17 protein-coding genes are annotated in these 19,384 nt (G+C 57.7%); 7 read left to right on the top strand and 10 right to left on the bottom strand.

What is annotated here, in order from left to right; genetic code table 11:
* The first annotated feature begins 67 nt into the window (after positions 1 to 67).
* Positions 68 to 1,117, top strand: coding sequence for an oxidoreductase (locus tag C2U30_RS10355; protein WP_010675603.1), 1,050 nt, complete (start codon positions 68 to 70; stop codon positions 1,115 to 1,117).
* Between the two features lie 306 nt (positions 1,118 to 1,423).
* On the top strand, positions 1,424 to 1,669 hold the full coding sequence (locus C2U30_RS10350) for a hypothetical protein (protein WP_103244680.1): 246 nt from the start codon (positions 1,424 to 1,426) through the stop codon (positions 1,667 to 1,669).
* A gap of 80 nt (positions 1,670 to 1,749) precedes the next feature.
* Here the strand turns inward: C2U30_RS10350 and C2U30_RS10345 are convergent, their stop codons facing one another.
* Positions 1,750 to 2,205 carry an NfeD family protein gene (locus C2U30_RS10345; protein WP_103243698.1) on the bottom strand — a complete coding sequence of 152 codons (456 nt, stop codon included), beginning with the start codon at positions 2,203 to 2,205 and terminating at the stop codon, positions 1,750 to 1,752.
* Positions 2,202 to 3,125, bottom strand: a complete 924-nt coding sequence (locus C2U30_RS10340; RefSeq protein ID WP_103243697.1) for an SPFH domain-containing protein — start codon at positions 3,123 to 3,125, stop codon at positions 2,202 to 2,204. The genes C2U30_RS10345 and C2U30_RS10340 overlap by 4 nt, the downstream gene beginning before the upstream one ends.
* Before the next feature lie 197 nt (positions 3,126 to 3,322).
* Between C2U30_RS10340 and cysG the strand changes: the two genes are divergently transcribed.
* The 5 genes from cysG to cysC all read left to right on the top strand — a co-directional run bounded on the left by cysG (position 3,323) and on the right by cysC (position 9,875).
* A complete protein-coding gene (cysG, locus tag C2U30_RS10335) occupies positions 3,323 to 4,741 on the top strand; it encodes a siroheme synthase CysG (RefSeq protein ID WP_103243696.1) in 1,419 nt (472 codons plus the stop codon).
* A gap of 104 nt (positions 4,742 to 4,845) precedes the next feature.
* Positions 4,846 to 5,754, top strand: a complete 909-nt coding sequence (gene cysD / locus C2U30_RS10330; protein ID WP_045521955.1) for a sulfate adenylyltransferase subunit CysD — start codon at positions 4,846 to 4,848, stop codon at positions 5,752 to 5,754.
* 23 nt (positions 5,755 to 5,777) lie between these two features.
* A complete protein-coding gene (gene cysN, locus C2U30_RS10325; RefSeq protein WP_103243695.1) occupies positions 5,778 to 7,205 on the top strand; it encodes a sulfate adenylyltransferase subunit CysN in 1,428 nt (475 codons plus the stop codon).
* 4 nt (positions 7,206 to 7,209) lie between these two features.
* Positions 7,210 to 8,934, top strand: coding sequence for an SLC13 family permease (locus C2U30_RS10320; protein ID WP_042007068.1), 1,725 nt, complete (start codon positions 7,210 to 7,212; stop codon positions 8,932 to 8,934).
* Between the two features lie 347 nt (positions 8,935 to 9,281).
* Positions 9,282 to 9,875, top strand: a complete 594-nt coding sequence (gene cysC, locus C2U30_RS10315; RefSeq protein ID WP_103243694.1) for an adenylyl-sulfate kinase — start codon at positions 9,282 to 9,284, stop codon at positions 9,873 to 9,875.
* 125 nt (positions 9,876 to 10,000) lie between these two features.
* Here cysC and C2U30_RS10310 read toward each other — a convergent pair whose 3' ends face one another.
* The 8 genes from C2U30_RS10310 to C2U30_RS10275 form a co-directional block, all read right to left on the bottom strand.
* A complete protein-coding gene (locus C2U30_RS10310) occupies positions 10,001 to 10,597 on the bottom strand; it encodes a DUF2971 domain-containing protein (protein WP_199767361.1) in 597 nt (198 codons plus the stop codon).
* Positions 10,598 to 11,061: 464 nt separating this feature from the next.
* On the bottom strand, positions 11,062 to 11,634 hold the full coding sequence (locus tag C2U30_RS10305) for a YkgJ family cysteine cluster protein (RefSeq protein ID WP_103243693.1): 573 nt from the start codon (positions 11,632 to 11,634) through the stop codon (positions 11,062 to 11,064).
* Positions 11,635 to 11,706: 72 nt separating this feature from the next.
* Entirely contained in the window at positions 11,707 to 12,552 is an 846-nt protein-coding gene (locus C2U30_RS10300) for a DUF2971 domain-containing protein (RefSeq protein WP_199767360.1), read from the bottom strand.
* Between the two features lie 244 nt (positions 12,553 to 12,796).
* Positions 12,797 to 13,750, bottom strand: coding sequence for an alpha/beta hydrolase family protein (locus C2U30_RS10295; RefSeq protein ID WP_199767359.1), 954 nt, complete (start codon positions 13,748 to 13,750; stop codon positions 12,797 to 12,799).
* Between the two features lie 147 nt (positions 13,751 to 13,897).
* Entirely contained in the window at positions 13,898 to 14,245 is a 348-nt protein-coding gene (locus C2U30_RS10290; protein WP_103243692.1) for a hypothetical protein, read from the bottom strand.
* 992 nt (positions 14,246 to 15,237) lie between these two features.
* Entirely contained in the window at positions 15,238 to 16,866 is a 1,629-nt protein-coding gene (locus tag C2U30_RS10285; RefSeq protein WP_103243691.1) for a methyl-accepting chemotaxis protein, read from the bottom strand.
* Positions 16,867 to 17,103: 237 nt separating this feature from the next.
* Entirely contained in the window at positions 17,104 to 17,952 is an 849-nt protein-coding gene (locus C2U30_RS10280) for a TIGR03899 family protein (protein ID WP_041213881.1), read from the bottom strand.
* Positions 17,953 to 18,049: 97 nt separating this feature from the next.
* On the bottom strand, positions 18,050 to 19,252 hold the full coding sequence (locus C2U30_RS10275) for an ISL3-like element ISAeme19 family transposase (protein ID WP_076611394.1): 1,203 nt from the start codon (positions 19,250 to 19,252) through the stop codon (positions 18,050 to 18,052).
* Positions 19,253 to 19,384 lie beyond the last annotated feature (132 nt).

Below are 19,384 nucleotides of genomic sequence, written 5' to 3'. Positions count from 1 at the left end.
GAGCCCCCTTCTCTTTTTCAGGTGACCCGCCTGCCTCGCATGATCACAGACCCGTGGAGAAAACCGGATGAGCCACACAATCAACGCCGCCCTGGTGGGATACGGCTTCGCAGGACAGACCTTTCACGCCCCCTTCCTGGCCACGACCCCGGGCCTGACCCTGCGCTGGGTGGTGAGCCGGGATGCCGCCAAGGTACAGGCCGCGTTGCCCGGCACCCGGGTCGGCACCCTGGAGCAGGTGCTGGCCGATGACAGCCTCGATCTGGTGGTGATCGCCACCCCCAACGACACCCACGCCCCCATCGCTCGCGAGGCCCTGCTGGCGGGCAAGCACGTGGTGATCGACAAGCCGTTCGCCCTGGATCTGGCCGAAGCGAAGGCGCTGGTCGAGTTGGCGGAGAAGCAGCAACGGCTGCTCAGCATCTTCCACAACCGGCGCTGGGACGGGGACTTCCTCACGGTGCGCCGTCTGCTGGCGGAGGGGGCGCTGGGGCAAGTCGCCCAGTTCGAATCCCACTTCGACCGTTATCGCCCCGAGGTGCGCCAGCGCTGGCGCGAGGCGGGCGGCCCGGGCTCCGGTCTCTGGTTCGATCTCGGCCCCCATATCCTGGATCAGTCGCTCCAGCTGTTCGGCCAGCCGGACTGGTTGCAGGCAGATCTGGGCAAGCAGCGCCCCGGGGCCCTGGCGGACGACTACTTCCATGTGGTGCTGGGTTATGGCGAGATGCGGGTCATTCTGCACGGCAGTTGTCTGGTGTCGGCCGTGATGCCCCGCTTCGTGGTGCACGGCAGTCAGGGCTCCTTCATCAAGTTCGGCATGGACGTGCAGGAGGAGCAGCTCAAGGAGGGCAAGCGGCCTCCGGCGGCGGACTGGGGCGTGGATCCCGCCCCCGGCCAGCTCAGCCAGATCCGGGACGGTCAGCTCCTGCAGCAGACCGTGGCCGGCGAGGCGGGGGACTACGGCGCCTACTATCGCGGTGTCTGCGCCGCCATCCGGGGAGAGGGGGAGAACCCGGTGCCGGCCGACGAGGCCCTGGCGGTGATGGCCTTGCTGGACCTGGCCCGGGAGAGCGACCAGCAGGGGCGGCGCCTGCCTTGTCAGAAGCTGTCTGACTGACGGCGTAATCCGGCAGCGCCGAGAGCCTGACAGAAAGGCAATGGCTGACTGGCAATCGTCAGGTAATTGGCGATTTGTTGTGCGAATTTGGTGGTGAATGGGTGTTTTATATTAATATTTGTCGTTGCAGCAGTGTTTCTTATCATGCCAACGAGAAAATATCATTGTGATACGCGTTTTCATCGGCCGCATATGGGGATATATTTCGCGCGCCTTCGGGCTCCAGCGGCCGGTGTGCCGACAGGAGCCGGGGCGTACAGTGATGGTCCCTGCACCATCTCTCCATCTTTTTTTGAGGGTATGCACATGAACAAAGTACTGGTAGCCGGTATCCTGGGTCTGATGTTGACCGCCTGTGGTCAGAAAGAAGAAGCTGCCGCTCCGGCTGCGACCCCGGCCGCAGACGTTGCTGCCACTGTCGAGAAAGCCGCTAGCGAAGCGTCTGCTACCGTCGAGAAGGCTGCTTCCGTAGCTTCCGCTACTGTCGAGAAGGCTGCCGCTGACGTGGCCACCAAGGCTGAAGCTGCCGTGAGCGATGCCAAGGCCAACTAAGCCAGCAACTCATTGAAAAACGGGCCCGGCGCACTCGCGCCGGGCCCGTTTTTTTATGGCCATGGAAGGGCGCTGCCCGGTCAGCCGAGGGGTTCCACCAGCAGGATGTGGGAGTCGGCCCCCACCACCTTGACCCGGCTGCCGGCCGGCAGCGGCGCGTTGCAGCGCACCGTCCAGACGGTGTCGTCCAGATGCACCCGGCTCATCCCCTGGCTGACCTCGTCCAGCAGGGTCAGCTCGCGGCCTATGTAGCTTTGCATCCGCTCGTTGATGGGAGCGGCGGCATCCAGCCCGGAGCGATCCCGGCGATGCTGCCAGCGCCACCAGGCCCAGGTGGTGAGCAGGGATTGCAGGGCGAAGAGCAGCAACTGCGCCTGCCAGCCGAAGGGCCAGACCAGCAGCAAGAGTCCCACCTCCAGGGCGGCGATGCCGGTCCAGAGCAGAAAGCCCACCGACCCCATCACCTCGATGGCCAGCAGCACGAAGCCGAGTCCCAGCCAGTGCCAGTGGGTCAGCCCCTCGAACAGGGCTGTCATGATTTGGCCGCCTTGCCGTCTTTGTTGAACAGCTCGGCCATGCCCGCCACCGAGCCTATCAGGCTGCCCGCTTCCAGGGGCATCATGATGATCTTGCTGTTGGGGCCTTCACCGATGCGGGCCAGGGCCTCTGTGTATTTCTGGGCCACGAAGTAGTTGATGGCCTGCATATCCCCTTCCGCTATAGCTTTCGAGACCATATGGGTCGCCTTGGCTTCCGCCTCGGCGGCCCGCTCCCGCGCTTCGGCGGCGAGGAAGGCGGCCTGACGCTCACCCTCGGCTTTCAGGATCTGGGACTGCTTCTCCCCCTCGGCCTTCAAGATCTTGGACTGGCGCACCCCCTCGGCCTCCAGCACCTCGGCCCGCTTCTGGCGCTCGGCCTTCATCTGGGCGTTCATGGCTTCCACCAGGGCGAGGGGCGGGCGCACATCCTTGATCTCGATCCGGGTCACCTTGATGCCCCAGGGAGCGGTGGCCGCATCCATGGTGCGCAGCAGCTTCTCGTTGATGGTGTCGCGCTGGGAGAGCATTTCGTCCAGCTCCATGGCGCCGAGCACGGTCCGCATGTTGGTCATGGTGAGATTGCGGATGGCGCTGGTGAGATCGTTGACCTCGTAGCCCGCCTTGCGGGCATCCACCACCTGCACGAAGCTGATGGCGTCGATGGTGACGTTGGCGTTGTCCCGGGAGATCACCTCCTGGGCCGGGATGTCCAGCACCTGCTCCATCATGATGATCTTGTGGCCGATGCGGTCGATGTAGGGGATCAGCAGGTTGAGGCCCGGGGAGAGGGTGCGGGTGTAGCGGCCGAAGCGCTCCACGGTCCAGTTGTAACCCTGGGGCACTATCTTGATGCCGGCACTCAGGGTGGCGAGTACCAGGAATATGAAGATCCCCAATACAATCAATGACTCATTCATGATTAAGCTCCTTATGAAACACTTTCACTAGCCTAGGGTCTGGTGCCATCCACCACAAGCAGATTCGCTTCTCTATTGCCGCCACACGGCTTTACTAATTACCAAAACGCATTAAAGAGCATTTTTTATTATTTTGAGGGATAAGCGCTCCTGCCTATAGTCGCCCCAGATGTCGCGATGCCGAGGAGCGGGCCCTGATGGATTATTTACCTATGTTTGCCAGGTTGGAAGGCCGCCCGGTACTGCTGGTGGGCGGGGGCGAGATTGCCCTGCGCAAGGCGCGCCTGCTGCTGGCGGCAGGTGCCCGGATCACCCTGGTCTCTCCCGCGCTCGAGCCCGAGTTCCATGAATTTGCCGGTCGCTTCACCCATGTGGTGGCGCGTTTCGACCCGGCCCACCTGGCAGGGCAGATCCTGGTGGTGGCCGCGACCGACGATCTCGAGGTCAACGCCCTGGTCTACCAGAGCGCCACCGAGCGCGGTCTGTTAGTCAACCTGGTGGATGACCCCGAGCGCTCCAGCTTTATCTTCCCCTCCATCATCGATCGCAGCCCCATCGTGGTGGCCGTCTCCAGCGGCGGCAAGGCCCCCGTGCTGGTGCGTCTGTTGCGCGAGCGGCTCGAGAGCCTGCTGCCCCGCCATCTTGGTGGTCTGGCGGAGCTCTCCGGCCGGGTGCGCCGCCGTGCCAAGCAGGTGCTGGCCTCCCTCTCCGATCGCCGCCGCTTCTGGGAGCGCGCCTTTGCCTCCAACACCCTGGCCGGTCTGATTGAGAAAGCCGATTGGCAAGGGGCCGAGCAGTGGCTGAACGAGGGACTGGACAAAGCCCGTACCGAAGTGGGCGAAGTGGTGCTGGTGGGGGCGGGCCCGGGAGATCCTGGCCTCTTGACCCTCAAGGCGCTGCAACAGATCCAGCAGGCCGAAGTGGTGCTCTATGACCAGCTGGTCTCCCCCGAGATCCTGGACCTGGTGCGCCGCGACGCCACCCTGGTGTCGGTCGGCAAGAAGGCGGGTGCTCACAGCGTGCCCCAGGAAGAGACCAATCGCCTCTTGGTGGAATACGCCAAAGCGGGTAACCGGGTGGTGCGCCTCAAAGGGGGCGATCCCTTCATGTTCGGTCGTGGTGGCGAGGAGCTGGAAGTGCTGGCCGAGGAGGGTATTCCCTTCTCCGTGGTGCCCGGCATCACCGCCGCCGCCGGTGCCACCGCCTATGCGGGCATTCCGCTCACCCACCGCGACCATGCCCAGAGCGCCGTCTTCATCACCGGTCACTGCCAGAAGGAGGGCAAGGAGCCCGACTGGCAGCAGCTTGCGGCCACCAACCAGACCCTGGTCATCTACATGGGGCTGATGCGCTCCGAGCATATCCAGCAGCAACTGGTAAGCCATGGCCGACGCGCCGCCACCCCCATCGCCATCATCGAGCGGGGCACCACCGCCCGCCAGCGGGTGCTGACCGGCACCTTGGCGGATCTGGCCGAACTGGCCCAGCAGGCGGTGAGCCCCTCCCTTATCGTCATCGGTGAAGTGGTGGCCCTGCGCCAGCAACTCGCCTGGTTTGGCGAACAGGGGCAGGAGGCAGAAAGCGGCCACGAGCTCAAGCTGGTGAGCCTGGCCTGAAGGGCGAGACCCGAATCGATTTGACGGTGCGGCCAAGGCGGCACCGAACTGAACCAACACCGCGCCCCGAGCAGGTGCGATAGCAATGAACCGAGGACCCAGACATGGACCGTGAAAGACTTACCCACTTGCAACAGCTGGAAGCCGAGAGCATCCATATCATCCGCGAGGTGGCCGCCGAATTTGAAAACCCGGTGATGATGTACTCCATCGGCAAGGACTCCTCCGTCATGCTGCACCTGGCCCGCAAGGCCTTCTACCCGGGCAAGATCCCCTTTCCCATGCTCCACGTGGACACCAACTGGAAGTTCAAGGAGATGATCAAGTTCCGGGACGAGACCGCCAAAAAGTTCGGGCTGGATCTCATCGTCCACAAGAACCCGGACGGTCTGGCCATGGACATCAACCCCTTCGTGCACGGCAGCAGCAAGCACACCGACATCATGAAGACCGAGGGGCTCAAGCAGGCGCTCAACAAATACGGCTTCGACGCCGCCTTCGGTGGTGCCCGTCGCGACGAGGAGAAATCCCGCGCCAAGGAGCGCGTCTACTCCTTCCGTGACAAGTCCCACCGCTGGGATCCGAAGAACCAGCGCCCGGAGCTGTGGCGCGTCTACAACAGCCAGGTCAACAAGGGGGAGAGCATCCGTGTCTTCCCGCTCTCCAACTGGACCGAGCTGGACATCTGGCAATACATCTATCTCGAGAACATCGACATAGTCCCGCTCTACTTCGCGGCCATGCGCCCCGTGGTGGATCGCGGCGGCATCAAGATCATGGTGGATGACGATCGCATGCCCATCGGCCCGGAAGACGAAGTGAAGCAGGAGCTGGTGCGCTTCCGTACCCTCGGCTGCTACCCGCTGACCGGGGCCATCGAATCCAATGCCACCACCCTGCCGGAGATCATCGAAGAGATGCTGATCACCACCTCGAGCGAGCGGCAAGGGCGGCTCATCGACCACGATCAGGCCGGCTCCATGGAGCAGAAGAAGCGTCAGGGCTATTTCTAAAAAATGTTCTAAGGAATCGCAACATGAACAACCACATTCAGACCGCCATCAGCGAACAGGGCATTGAAGCCTACCTGCACGCCCAGCAGCACAAGAGCCTGCTGCGTTTTCTCACCTGCGGCAGCGTGGACGACGGCAAGAGCACCCTCATCGGCCGCCTGCTGCACGACTCCCAGCAGATCTATGAAGATCAGCTCAAAGCGCTGGAGTCCGACAGCCAGAAGCTCGGCACCACCGGCGAGAAGCTGGACCTGGCCCTGCTGGTGGACGGCCTGCAGGCGGAGCGCGAGCAGGGCATCACCATCGACGTGGCCTACCGCTATTTCTCCACCGCCAAGCGCAAATTCATCATCTCGGACACCCCGGGCCATGAGCAGTACACCCGCAACATGGCCACCGGCGCCTCCACCTGCGATCTGGCCATCATCCTGATCGACGCCCGTAAGGGGGTGCTGGATCAGACCCGCCGCCACAGCTTTATTGCGAGCCTGCTCGGCATCAAGCAGTTCGTGGTGGCAGTGAACAAGATGGACCTGGTGGAGTTCAGCCAGGAGGTGTTCGAGCGCATCAGCTTGGAGTACCGCGAATTCGCCAAGAAGCTCAGCGTCGACACCATCCACATCGTGCCGGTCTCGGCCCTGGACGGTGACAACGTGGTGAACCCGAGCGACAAGCTGGCCTGGTATCAGGGCGAGACCCTGCTCTCCTTGCTGGAGTCCGCCGAAGTGGAGCGCGAGCTGGAGCGTCACCCGGTGCGCCTGCCAGTGCAGTACGTGAACCGCCCCAACCTCGATTTTCGCGGCTTCGCGGGCACGCTCGCCTCCGGCATCCTGCGGGTGGGCGACAAGCTTGCCGTGCTGCCGTCCGGCAAAGAGAGCACGGTGACCCGCATCGTCACCTTCGACGGGGATCTGGAGTACGCCCTGCCGGGTCAGGCCATCACGGTCACCTTTGCGGACGAAATCGACATCAGCCGGGGCGACCTGCTGGTGGACGCGGCGAAAAAGCCCCAGGTGACCCAGAGCGTGCTGGCTCACATCGTCTGGATGGGGGAAGAGTCCCTGCAACCGGGCCGGGTCTATGACGTCAAGCTGGCCACCAAGAAGAGCCGTGGCCAGGTGGAGGCCATCCGCCACCGTATCGAGATCAACAAGCTCGACGAGCTGCCCGCCTCCGAGCTCAAGCTCAACGAGATCGGCCTGTGCGAATTCAGCCTCACCGACCCGGTGGCGTTCGACCCCTACAAGGAGATCCGCGACACCGGCAGCTTCATCCTCATCGACCGGCTGACCAACGTCACCGTGGGGGCCGGCATGATAGTGGAAGGGCTGGCGGCCAAGGTGATGGCAGGGCAATACAGCGAGTTCGAGATCGAGCTCAACGCCCTGGTGCGCAAGCACTTCCCCCACTGGCAGGCGCTGACCATCAGCAACGATTCCGGCAAGGAGTAAGCCCATGACCTGGCAACAATCCCTGGTGCTGGGTCTGCTGGCTGCCCTCGTCGCCCTGCTGATCCAGGGCAAACTCCGGCCGGCGCTGCTCTTCTCGGGCGCCGTGCTCATCACCTACCTGAGCGGCCTGGCGGACATCAACGCCGTGGTGGCGGGCTACACCAACAGTGCCCTGCTGACCCTGGTGTTGCTGCTGCTGGTGTCGCTCGCGGTGGAGAAGACCCGGGTCATGAGCTGGTTTGCCAACCTGGTGGGCACCGGCTCCTTCAACAAGGTGCTGGTGAAGGTGTGGTTTTCCACCGCCTTCCTGTCGGCGTTCGTCAACAACACCGCCGTGGTGGCGTCCATGCTGGGGGCGGTCAAGCGCAACCCCAACCATGCGCCCTCCCGGCTGCTGTTGCCCATGTGCTTCGCGGCGACCTTTGGCGGTGTGCTGACCCTGATCGGCACCTCCACCAACCTTATCGTCAACAGCTTCCTCATCAAGATGGGGGCCAAGCCGCTCGGCATGTTCGACTTCTTCATGGTGGGGGCGGGGACCCTGCTGACCGGCCTCATCGCCGTGCTGCTGTTTGCCCGCCACCTGCCGGAGCAGGACACCGAGATGAGCCGGGAATCCGGCTATTTTCTCGAGGCCAAGGTGGGCCCCGGCTCGCCCATGGCCGGGCGCAGCGTCAAGGAGAACGGCCTGCGCAGCCTGAAAAGCCTCTATCTTGCCGAGATCATCCGGGGCAACCAGGTGATCTGCCCGGTGCAGCCGGAACACGAGCTGCACGAGGGAGACATGCTGCTGTTTTGCGGTGACGTGGAGAGCGTCGGCGTGCTGCAGGAGCTCAAGGGGCTGGATCTCTACGGCCAGCATCGCCTCAACGGCCAGCACCTGGTGGAGGTGATCGTCAGCCACAGCTCGCGGCTGGTGGGGCAGACCATCAAGGATGCGGAGTTTCGCACCCATTTCGATGCGGTGGTGCTGGCGGTGCGCCGGGGCGAGACCCAGCTCACCGGCGGCCTGGGTCAGATTGAACTGCACGCAGGGGATACCCTGCTGCTGGCCCCCGGCCCCAAGTTTGCTGGCAACAAGTCCCTCTCCCGGGAGTTCGTGGTGGTGAGCGGGCTGGAGGCCTCCACCCGGCTCGATGCCACACGCAGCGCCGCCGTGGTGGCGGGGTTCCTCGGGGTGCTGACCCTGTCGGTGCTCGATCTGGTGCCGCTCTTCAAGGGGCTGCTGGTGATGCTGGTGGTACTGCTGTTTTCACGCATCCTGACCCTGGACGAGATCCGCCGCCGCTTTCCCCTGGATATCTGGCTGGTGGTAGGCGGGGCGCTCGCCATCGCCGATCAGCTGGAGAAGAGCGGCCTGGCCAAGCTCATCGCCGACTGGCTGATGGGGGAGTTCAACGGGGCCAGTCCCTTTATCGCCTTCGTGGGGATCTATCTGTTTACCCTGGTGTTGACGGAGCTGATGAGCAACAACGCGGCGGCGGCCCTGGCCTTTCCCATGGGATTCCAGCTGGCGCTCAGCATGGACGTCTCCACCATGCCGTTCATTCTGGCGGTGCTGTTCGGGGCGAGCTCCAGCTTTATCCTGCCCTACGGCTATCAGACCAACCTGATGGTCTATGCGGCGGGCAACTACAAGATGCCGGATTATCTCAAGCTGGCCCTGCCGGTCTCCCTGGCCTACAGCATCGGGGTGATCGTCATGGTGCCCCTGCTGTTTCCGTTTTAAGGTCTGATACCGAGGGATGTGTTAAGGGCTGCTTATGTTAACGCGGCTTTTATCAAGGCTGCTTATGATACAGGGGAGTGCCAGGGCACTGGTATCCAGGCGTGAGCGCCAATCAGGGGGGGTTGCATGCGCAATATCAGGGCATCAGCACCTTGCCGCCTCATGGTGCGAGGCGGCTCCCCACGGTAGCGGACAGTTTTCAGTATTGAGGCGTGAGCGCCGATCAAGGAGTGTTGGATGAGCAATGCCATGGCATCAGCACGTTGTCGACTGATAGTCCGAGGCGGCTCCCTGTGGTGCCGGACAGTTTTAGTTTTGAGGCGTGAGCGCCAATCAAGGAGTGTTGGATGAGCAATATCGTGTGGCATGCCCATGCCGTCGACAAACAGAGCCGGGCCGAGCAGAAGGGGCAAAAGCCCCTGGTGATCTGGTTCACCGGGCTCTCCGGGGCGGGCAAGTCCACCCTGGCGGGGGCGCTGGAGCAGGCGCTGGCCGCCTCGGGCAAGCACACCTATCTGCTGGATGGGGACAATGTGCGCCACGGCCTGTGCGGCGATCTCGGCTTCGATGACGCCGCCCGCCAGGAGAATATCCGCCGGGTCGGCGAAGTGGCAAAACTGATGGTGGATGCGGGCCTGATCGTCCTCACCGCCTTTATCTCGCCGTTCCGTGCCGAGCGGGATCTGGTGCGCAATCTCGTGGGTGAAGGGGAGTTTGTCGAGGTATTTGTGGATGCGCCCCTCGCCGTTTGTGAAGAGCGTGACCCCAAGGGGCTCTACAAGAAGGCGAGGGCCGGGGAAATTCGCAACTTTACCGGCATCGACTCCGCCTATGAGGCCCCGGAAAACCCGGAAATACACCTGCTGAACGCCGGCAAGCCGGTGGAAGCGCTGGTGGATGAGTTGCTGACTGCACTGCGGCAGCGGGGGTTAATCGATTGATGCCCATTTTATCCGCCGATCATTCATAGCAGAGGGGGCCTTGGCCCCCTTGTTTATTGCTTGCCGGCTATTTCCCTTGTCGTCAGCGGTTCTTTGCTTAAGCACATAAAAAGGTGGGTGTCATACTATCCAGTCACGCTCGCTTTACTTGTTATGTCTTTTTTCATTGCGAAACTCTTCCATTGGTCGTTTTCCACTAAGCTTGACTTATAAATTTTTAATGATTTGCAGCCAGGCATTGATTTTAGTGTTGCTTTAACATGTTCTACGACTTCAATCGGAAGCCAAGGACTCAAAATTATTCTGTTTATTGCAATCAACGGAACATTTAGTCTATATGTTTTTGCTGATGTTTTTTTAGAGCCCCAAAATATCCTGAATTCCTTTTCATCTTGAAAAGCGTAGCGTTTGATAAAGGGAAGTTCATCCTCGTCTAATGGATCATCTCGCAATTGCTGAATAGTACAATACTCTACTGATTCAGCTCTTAGCTGTTTACATTTAGATACATACCCCTCCAATTTCTCTTTTGAAAATTCAATGCACACACCACTTGACCCAGAAGAAAATACTTTCCAGTGGTGGTATGTTTCGGGTGCTTCAGTTAGACATAATGCAGCGAACCCTTGCAATAACTTTCTTGTGGCATACTGCTCAATATAATATGAGTCATTTCTGTCATCCCATAATTTTGGATTCAGTAATACCAGCTCCTTAGTCATTAAATAGTCAATGAGAAATGGAAGTTCCGTATATCTTCTAACGTATTTTTTTAATCTCATACTATTCCTTTATCATGGAGGGTAAATCTGGGACATCCATTCTTGGGACTGTAGCGTGGTGTGTTGTTTTGCTTGATGGGCTGCTGGTCGAGGAGTCTGCCATGACTATTGATCGTTCACTCAAGTCGGCAATCTTCATTCGGAGTTCTTTGTTCTTTTTAGACCACCTTGATATTCCTCAATATCGACTTTGATGCCAAGGATGAAGTTGGTTGAAAAAATACATTTCAAGCCAAAGTCACGAGATTTTCTCATCCCCGCCCCAAAGCCCTCAGTGCGGTTTTGATCACGGCAGCCACAGCCAGTCATACCAAGGCTCACTCAAATTTGTGGGTGTCACAAGAGTTCCTCATGCTCTGGGCAGCACTGCGGTCTTACAGCAATATTTTTTTAGATCGTGATAGTTAGAATATTTCTCGTATATCAAACAATCTATTTTTCCCCGATTCATAAATTAAATATTCAAAGCTCTTCTGGGTTTCAGTGAAATTTAATAGTGGCATTGTTTCTTGGTTGCAACGCTCAAGTTCGCACCAATAGGATGTTTTTGTTAACACAACATGCCTTCTACAAACAAATGGTCGAACATTGTATATGCTGCAACCGTTGTCCTTTAGGAAGGGGCAAGGTTTATTTTGTGTTATGTCATATGCAGAGAATGCTTTTCTCTTGATCTTTAAGGTTTTCTCAATGTACTCCACTTCTAGCTCTGAAACTGACACTGGAATATTGCAGCAATGAGAGCAACCTTTTTTGCAAGGTGTGAATTTATCTACATAAGCATAAATCTCATTCATTTCTGAGAACAAGGAAGATAACTTGTTTAAAAAATTCGCTTTACTTTTTGAGATTCTAACATATAAGCCTTCTTCTTTTTTAGACAGAGAAGAAGGAAACAGCCTAATCATTTTTTCACGATTCGAATTCGAGAATTCAACGGCCATTTTGGGATTCTTTTCATCGAGTTCGCGATCCATAAAAGGTCCTACGTTGCTAAAACTCTAGCTTTTACTTGTGGGGTTGTGAAACAACCCCACACCAATTTTTGGTTATAGTTTTACTATATTTAATGCGTATTCAGTTTCGGATTCTTTGCATTTCATTATTTTCACGTGTGAAAATTTCGCATCAGACTTAACTATTTTTAGTAGTTCATCTGTAAAGCATTGTGTTGCATTAGCACCGATTAATATTTCCATGACCGATTCTTGTGGATATTTAAAAAGATGAACTTTTGGGGGGTGACCATCCAGAACTTGGTCTGCATCTTTAAGTACAGAACATATCCTCCATTCTTGCTCATACTCCCAAACATCAGACTTCAAAAGAAAAAGATCTGTGCTATTTGTTTGTCTTAAAGCCTTGGATGGACGTTTTTTAATATAATCAACCTTTCTCAAATGATAAAACTCATCTTTTTCAGAGCGTTTCCTGTTAAAAAAATGATGTGAGGAATCAAAACCAATGCAGAAGCCCTTGTGTGAATCAGCATAATGAGACCACATCAAAAGATTTTCCCTTTTTTCGGTTAAGCTCAAAACACCAACAAGCTGATTGGAAAAGTTAGTTAGTGTGCTTGATACATTTTTCGCTGCTACACTTGATTGCGATTTTATCCAACCTTGGTTGTTATTAATCTGATCGCGAACCCATTTTTTTAAATCATGCCCAATTAGCATGGTTCTCAACTCAAGCGGAAGCTCATCGATTTTTGATTGAATCAGTTTATCAAAGTTTTTATCTATCTCATCTTGAACCTCATCAATAGACAATGTTGATTCTATTACCGGCTTAAACTCGAAAGGATCATTAAAAGCTATAGGTTGAGAGAATCTAATACTTCTATTTTTTAAGACATCAATTCTTTCAGGTGGCAGATATTTATATAGGAGCATAATTGTCTCAAAAGTTAAAAAACTTTGTATGTTTGGGCTAAAAATCGTAGGTGGGTGCTGAACGAAGTGAAACCCAACGTTTACTGCGAAACGTATCTGCAAATTTGTTTTACCGATCTACCCAATCCACGTTTATCCCGATCTGGTTGACGTGATAATGCTCGTCTGTTGGGTTTAGCTACGCGCTGCGCCAGCCTGCAAAGCCCCTGAATTTCAGTCTTCAGCCTGCTCAGCCCCGCTTCAATCAGTTGCCGCTGGATTTATTGGCTGGATTGCTTAGCTTCGACCTTAACCACATATTTATATCGCTGATGACCTCTTTGCGCTGGCTTTTCCCGTCGCTGTCTTTCAATCCATGATCCAGTGCTTCGTAACGCCGATATTCGATATTGCTTTTCCCAAGTTCTTCAAGGCGCTGCATCATTTCATCTGTTTTTTGCGGTGATACCGAAGTGTCTCTCCCTCCCTGAATGATCAGTAAAGGAGACTTTACTTTTTTAAGGGTATCAAGCTGATCGATGGAGAGCATCTGCTGCCACCAATGATAGCCATGTCCGCTCACATCAAGCTCGAAGGGTTTGCTGTGAAGAACATGCTCGGTAAACCCTTTAAAGTCATCGACCTCTTTTCTCGCCGCTGCGGGGTTTTTATGCTGTACCTCGATGCTGTGTGAGACGTCATCGATAAACCAGCGGCCACCGCCATTAAAGGCGATGGTGGCATCGATAGAGTCAATATCTGCGCTCGCCAGGTTGGCGATAACGGCACCTTCACTGCCGCCCAATAGGATGAGCTTTTTGTATTGCCCGTCTTTTCGAACGATATCGAGCACAGTGTTGATATCCGCGACCCGCTGCGCAGGATTGTCCTTTTCAAGGTACTGAGCAGGGCAATCCTTGCGTTCGGCATCTTTACTGTATTTTAATTTGCGATTGATGCCGTACTTTTCGATTAGCAACACATCAGCTTCTGGCCAGACATTTTTATACTCGGTGAGTATGGACTCTATTTTCAACACACTATTGCAATCAGAGCCTTGCAGGATCAACAGCAGTGTATCTGTGTCATGGGCATGTTGGACAAGATAATAGGATATAGGCGAACCATCATCCCTGCTCGCTGTGCGAGTCATGATCTCTGTTGCGCTTATCGAGCAGGTCAACATGAGCAAGAGTAAAAATATTGTGCGGACTTGCATCTTGTTTCCTGATAGTCATGATAGAGGCAGTACGTTAATCAGTGTTGAAACCTTCATTCCTCTTGAATGGAAAAAAAGGGCTGAGGAAGCGTAGTGAAAATCGCCCCAGCCCGGCTTTTATTGGTACTCGCGCCTTGTTATCAGCAATTAACCACCAAATTCACGGCTAATAATTTGTGTGGGGACAACATTCTCTGGCAAGTCACTCGACATTTTTTGAGCAAGTTCACCAGCCAAACCAAACGCGTTGTCAATGGGGTCGACCTTTATTCCGCTTTCGACAGCCAACTCCAAAAACTTCTTGCCAATCTGATTGCACGTATCAACCCAGTTTTTGGGCAGCTCCCCCATGGTGAGCTTGGGTTGACAGACCAGTTGAAATGTATTTTTTCCTTCTTGTATTTGAAATGCCACATCAACAAATTCACTTTTATATGGGTTGGCTAGCGCACTTGAACTAAGTAAAAGCACAGTACCAATAGAGGATTTTTTCATGACACATCCTTGTGAATAGTAATGCCCACCAAGGGGCTGATAACATATAACCGCTAAACTCTGCGGCAACAAAAATAACCAATTCGGTCAATGGGACAGGAAACACAGAGCGATGACAATTTCTTTTTACGCATCGATTGTGTATCCGTTTCGTGACCAGGTTCCCTCTGGCTTTTGACCTCATTGCCAATCAATATACTCTTGAGGTGGTCGTTCAATATCGATCATGTGTGCAGCAGAAAATAGAATTTCAACGCCAAAACCGAGAGGGACATCAACCTCACCATGAGCAATACAACGTGGCTGGAAGTCCAGTCTGACTTTGGTTGCATCACCTATTTTTAGTTACCGTTTGACCCCATCCATCTTTATCCCACTCTGGTTCATGTGACCATGCTCGTCTGTTGGGCGCCGCTGCGCTCTGCACCAACCGGCAAAAAACACGCTACCGCCCCTGAATTTCAGCCTCCAGCCTGCTGCGCTTTTCCTGTGGCTCCGGTCTGGTTCATGGCTGACTCCGACAAGAGGTGATCCCGATTGCCATGTTACCGAACGGAGCTGGTTAGGGAAGGGGGAGCGGGCGATTTCTCGGGCAAGATCAATAAATTGGGGGGGGGGGCTGCTGGGGCCTGCGGCAGGTTGGATAAGAGGGATCTCAAGGCCGACGCTTTCCCGCTTCCCGCTTCCCGCTTCCCGCTTCCCGCTTCCCGCTCAACGCTCAACGCCCAACATTCACGGTGTATGAATGGGGGAGTGAGCAAGGCCATTGCCCTGCCGAGGGCCATGCGGTGCAGCCGAGAGGGGTGGCCTGGCAAGGGCGAGCAGGTGGTTGGGAGGGGGCGAAAGACCCGCGGGTTCAGTCGAGGACTCGAATTTGAAACCCGCTCAGACGCCCATGCACCACCCAAAAGAGGGGCCCGCTGCCGGTGACGGCAGGGGCCCGTTTTTATTGTTAGCGCACGGTCTTTGGGTCTGGTTTGCTCCGTGAAGGCTTAGCGGGCCAGCAGAGGTTGGCCGCTGGTCAGGGCGGTGCTGGTTGGCCGGGTGGCGGGATGCTGCTGGAACTGGCGTACCAGCCGCTCCAGATCCCCGAGCTGCTTCACGAGGGCAATGATGCCCTGCACGGCGTGGCGGCTGCCCTGGCTGGAGTCGTCGGCCAGACGCTTGATGTCCAGTACGCTGTGGTGGATGTCCTGGGTGACCAGGGACTGCTCCTGCACCGCCTGGGCTATCTGGTTGCTGCCTGCGGTCACCTGCAACAGGCGTTCGCTTATCTGTTGCAGGATATCGCCAGTGGCGGCGGCCTTGAGGCGGCAACTGGCGGAGAGCTGTTCCCCTTGCGCCATGGCCTGCTGGGCATCGTCGGCGCTGGCCTGCAAGAGGCTTATCATCTGCTGGATCTCGCCGGTGGAGGATTGGGTCTTGATGGCCAGGGTGCGGATTTCGTCCGCCACCACCGAGAAGCCGCGACCGGACTCGCCCGCCCGGGCCGCCTCGATGGCCGCATTGAGGGCCAGCAGGTTGGTCTGGTTGGCGATGTTGTTGATGACGTCCAGGATGCCGTCGATGGCGCGGCACTGGCTGGCCAGCGCCTCTATCACGGCGCGGGAGGTGAGCAGCTCGCCGTGAACCCCTTCCACCGCCGCCACGGTATCGAGCACGCTGCGATTGCCCTCCCGAAACAGCACGGCGGTGTTGTCCAGACTGTCCGAGGAGGCGCTCGAGCTGTGGGAGACTTCGCGAATGGACGCCGTCATCTCGGTGATGGCGGTCGCGACCTGGTTGGTCTGGGCCTGCTGTTGCTGCAGGTTGCCGGTGATGGACTCGGCATTGTTCAGATCCGTCTGCGCCGCCTGCACGATCTGCTGGCAGGTCTGCTGGGTGCGGGCCAGCACCGCATTGAACTCGGCCTGGTTCATCTTCATGGCGAGCTCGACGGCAGCCAGACGATCGACCCGGCCGGTATACAGCAGTTGCATCAAGGGGTTGTCGAAACGGTGGAGGGCCAGGGTCTCCAGCCGGGCGAGGCGCCGGGAGAGGGTCTGGCAGATGATGAGCGCAACCACCAGGGGCAGGGCGCCGATGAGCAGAGGCCAGCCCGGGCCGTGCTGATAGCCGAGGGTGACCAGACTGGCCAGCAACGCCATCAGGCAGAGGTGGATCCCCAGGGTGTGGCAGCAGGGGGGCAGGCGCAGGGCCCGGGGGGTCTTGCCGCGGCGCATCTCGTCATAGACCCGCTCCGCACTCTGCTTGATCGCGTCGTCCGGCGCCGTGCGCACCGACTGGTACTCCACCACCTTGCCGCTTGCGTCCTGAATGGGGGTGACGAAGGCGTTGACCCAGTAGTGATCCCCGTTCTTGCAGCGATTCTTGACCGGGCCCATCCAGCTTTTGCCTTCCCGCAGATGGCGCCACATGTCGGCAAACGCCTGGGGCGGCATGTCGGGGTGGCGGACCAGGTTGTGGGGTGCCCCTTGCAGCTCCTCCAGGGTGAAGCCGGCTATCTGGCAGAACTCGTCGTTGGCATAGGTGATGCGGCTCTCCAGGTCCGTGGTGGAAATCAGGTTCTGGTGCGACGGGTAGAGGCGCTCACGCTGGGTAACGGGTTGATTGACTCTCATGGTACTTCCTGCCTGACAGGGGAAAGAGAGTCTGGTTGCAATTCGTACACCAGAGTGCCCAAAAACGCTTAAATTGCGTTCTATATGTCTCTTTTGTGCTCAAAGCCCGTAGATGGGGGAACATGGCCCGGGCTCGCGTCCGCCCCTGCCGTCAGGATTCGCTTTTTGGGAGCCGTTTTGGCAATGGCGGGGCGGGTTTCGCAATTTGGCAAGGCGGGGCCGGGGCCTCCGCCAGCCTCAGGCGGGCAGATCCGGCTCGCTGACCGGGGCCGGTATCTGGGTCTCTATCTGCAGATGGGTGGAGAGCAGGGTCTTCAGATCCTGCAGGTACTCCTCCAGGGGGGGCTCGTCCAGCAGCAGGGCAAGCTCGTTGCCGATGGGGGTGAGCCGGTAATAGAGCAGGGTGAGGTTGCTCTGGCGTTGGCGCAGACGCCAGCGCTGGTTGCCAAAGGCCAGCTCGACCCCGTCGGCGGGCAGGGGACCGGATTCGAGCTCGCCACGGTGCAGCAGCCCGAGATCGCACAGCAGCAGCAGGGCGCTGTAGGGCACCCGGTATTTGCCGAGCCCCATCCGGGTGACCTTGGCGCGACTGAGCAGGCTGGCCCCCTTGTGCATGCCCAGCAGCAGACGCTGCTCGTCGCTGCCCTCGTAGTGGCAGGAGAGGGCGCAGATGCGCTGGAACAGCTGGGCTTCGCGCTGGGTCATCTCCTTGAGGGTGTTGAGGGCACGGATGGAGAAGCGGCCCGGGGTGGCGACTTCCAGGGCGAAGATGCGGCCCCACAACTGCTGCATGGGGGTCATGCTGATGTCTTCGGCCAGTTGCAGGAAGCGGGTGAGCCAGTCGCTGTCTATCTCGCCGCCGGCGGCAGTCTCTTCGCAGTGGCGCGCGGCCATCACCATGATGGATTCCAGATTGCGCTGGCGGGTGGCCTGCTCCGCCAGCTGGCGAAAGGTGGCGCGCTGCTCGAAGGTGCTGTCGCTGTTGCGGGTGAGCATGCCATCGATGCCGCGGCTGCGGGCCAGGCGCAGGGTCTGCTCCTGGCTGCTCAGGATGGAACTCTCTTTCTTGGGGGGCAGGTCAGCCATGCTGGCTCCGTGATGGCAAGGTCTGGTAGTGAATGTTACTCCAACCAGATCCATGAACAATCCCTTTGCCGGGGTTGTCACGGGATAAAAAAATGGTTCATCGCGGCTTTCCGGGGAAGGCCGCCTTGATTTTCAGAAAAAAGTATTCTGAGTCCCTAAATCCATATGCCATACGCTTTATCACTTTGATCTTGTTGTTCACCCCTTCCAGCACACTCGTGTGCATCGGGTAGTTTGCACTCGCCAGGATCCCCCGCATATATTTCGATAAATTTCGACCAAATCGTTGCAGCGGCGCTAGCCCGCTTTCCTTCACCTGCCGCATCCAGCTCCGCCATCGTCGCCATCCTTCCCACACGCTCGGCGCATACCAGATGCCCTTCAACCCCTCTTTCAGCACGTACACCATCGCCAGCGGTTGATTCGCCGCCAACAGCTCCTGCAACTTCACATCCTGTTTTTCACTCAACTTCGCCCGATTACGTAGCAGCAACCAACGCGCACTTTTGACCACTTTTCGCGCCGGTTTATCGCTTTTCAGTGCATTCGCCTGCTCCACTCGCACCCGGTCCACCACCTCTCGGCCATAGCGAGCCACCACGTGGAACAGGTCGTAGACCACCTCCGCCTGCGGGCAGTGTTGCTTCACCTCCAGGTCGAACGCCGTGTTCATGTCCATCGCCACCGCTTCAATCTGCTGGCATCGCTCGCCGAGCTGCTCGAAGAAGGGACGGATAGCGGCCCGGCTGTTGCCGTGCCCCACCCACAGGACGCGGGTTCGCTCGGCATCCATGATCACGGTGGCATAGCGGTGTCCCTTGTGCAGGGCAAACTCATCCATCACCAGCCGCCGCACCTCCCCAAGTTCGATGGTGCCCACACTGGTCTGCAAACGGCGCTTGTCGATCTCCTTGATGGTGTGCCAACCGACCCCGGTGAGCTGGCTGACATGGCGGATGGGGAGGTACTGAACGAGCGCTTCAATCCAGCACTGCATGCGCCGGGTGAGGCGGGAGCCAGAGGGGAGCCAGTCGATATGTTCACTGACGCGACCACAGCGCAGACAGTCGACGCGGCGAACAGGCAGTTGTAACCAGACTTGTCGGTCAAATAGGTCTCGCTCACGCACCCGGCGGATACGTTGGTCGTGGATCAATGGCGTGGGTTGCAGGCATCGGCGACAACGGGGCAACAGGTCGGCGCGAGGCTCAAGGGTAAACAGGGTGTGATGGTTGGCAGAAAGCGCTTGGGCGATGACGGTATAACCTGGCCAGAAGGAGGCAATATCAATATGATGCACGGCGACAGCAGGGTGATGGTGGTGGTGTGTTTGGAGACAGCCAGTTTACCAGCACCCTGTCTGTCAACTTCCACTTCCCCAAGATCCCGCGAAGAACCAAAAAAATGGCCTCCCGGGGGAGGCCATCAGGGG

It is taken from the genome of Aeromonas sp. ASNIH5 (assembly GCF_002902865.1).
In the GTDB taxonomy this organism is placed as follows: Bacteria; Pseudomonadota; Gammaproteobacteria; order Enterobacterales; family Aeromonadaceae; genus Aeromonas; species Aeromonas caviae.
This window is presented reverse-complemented; position numbering and strand designations above follow the sequence as displayed.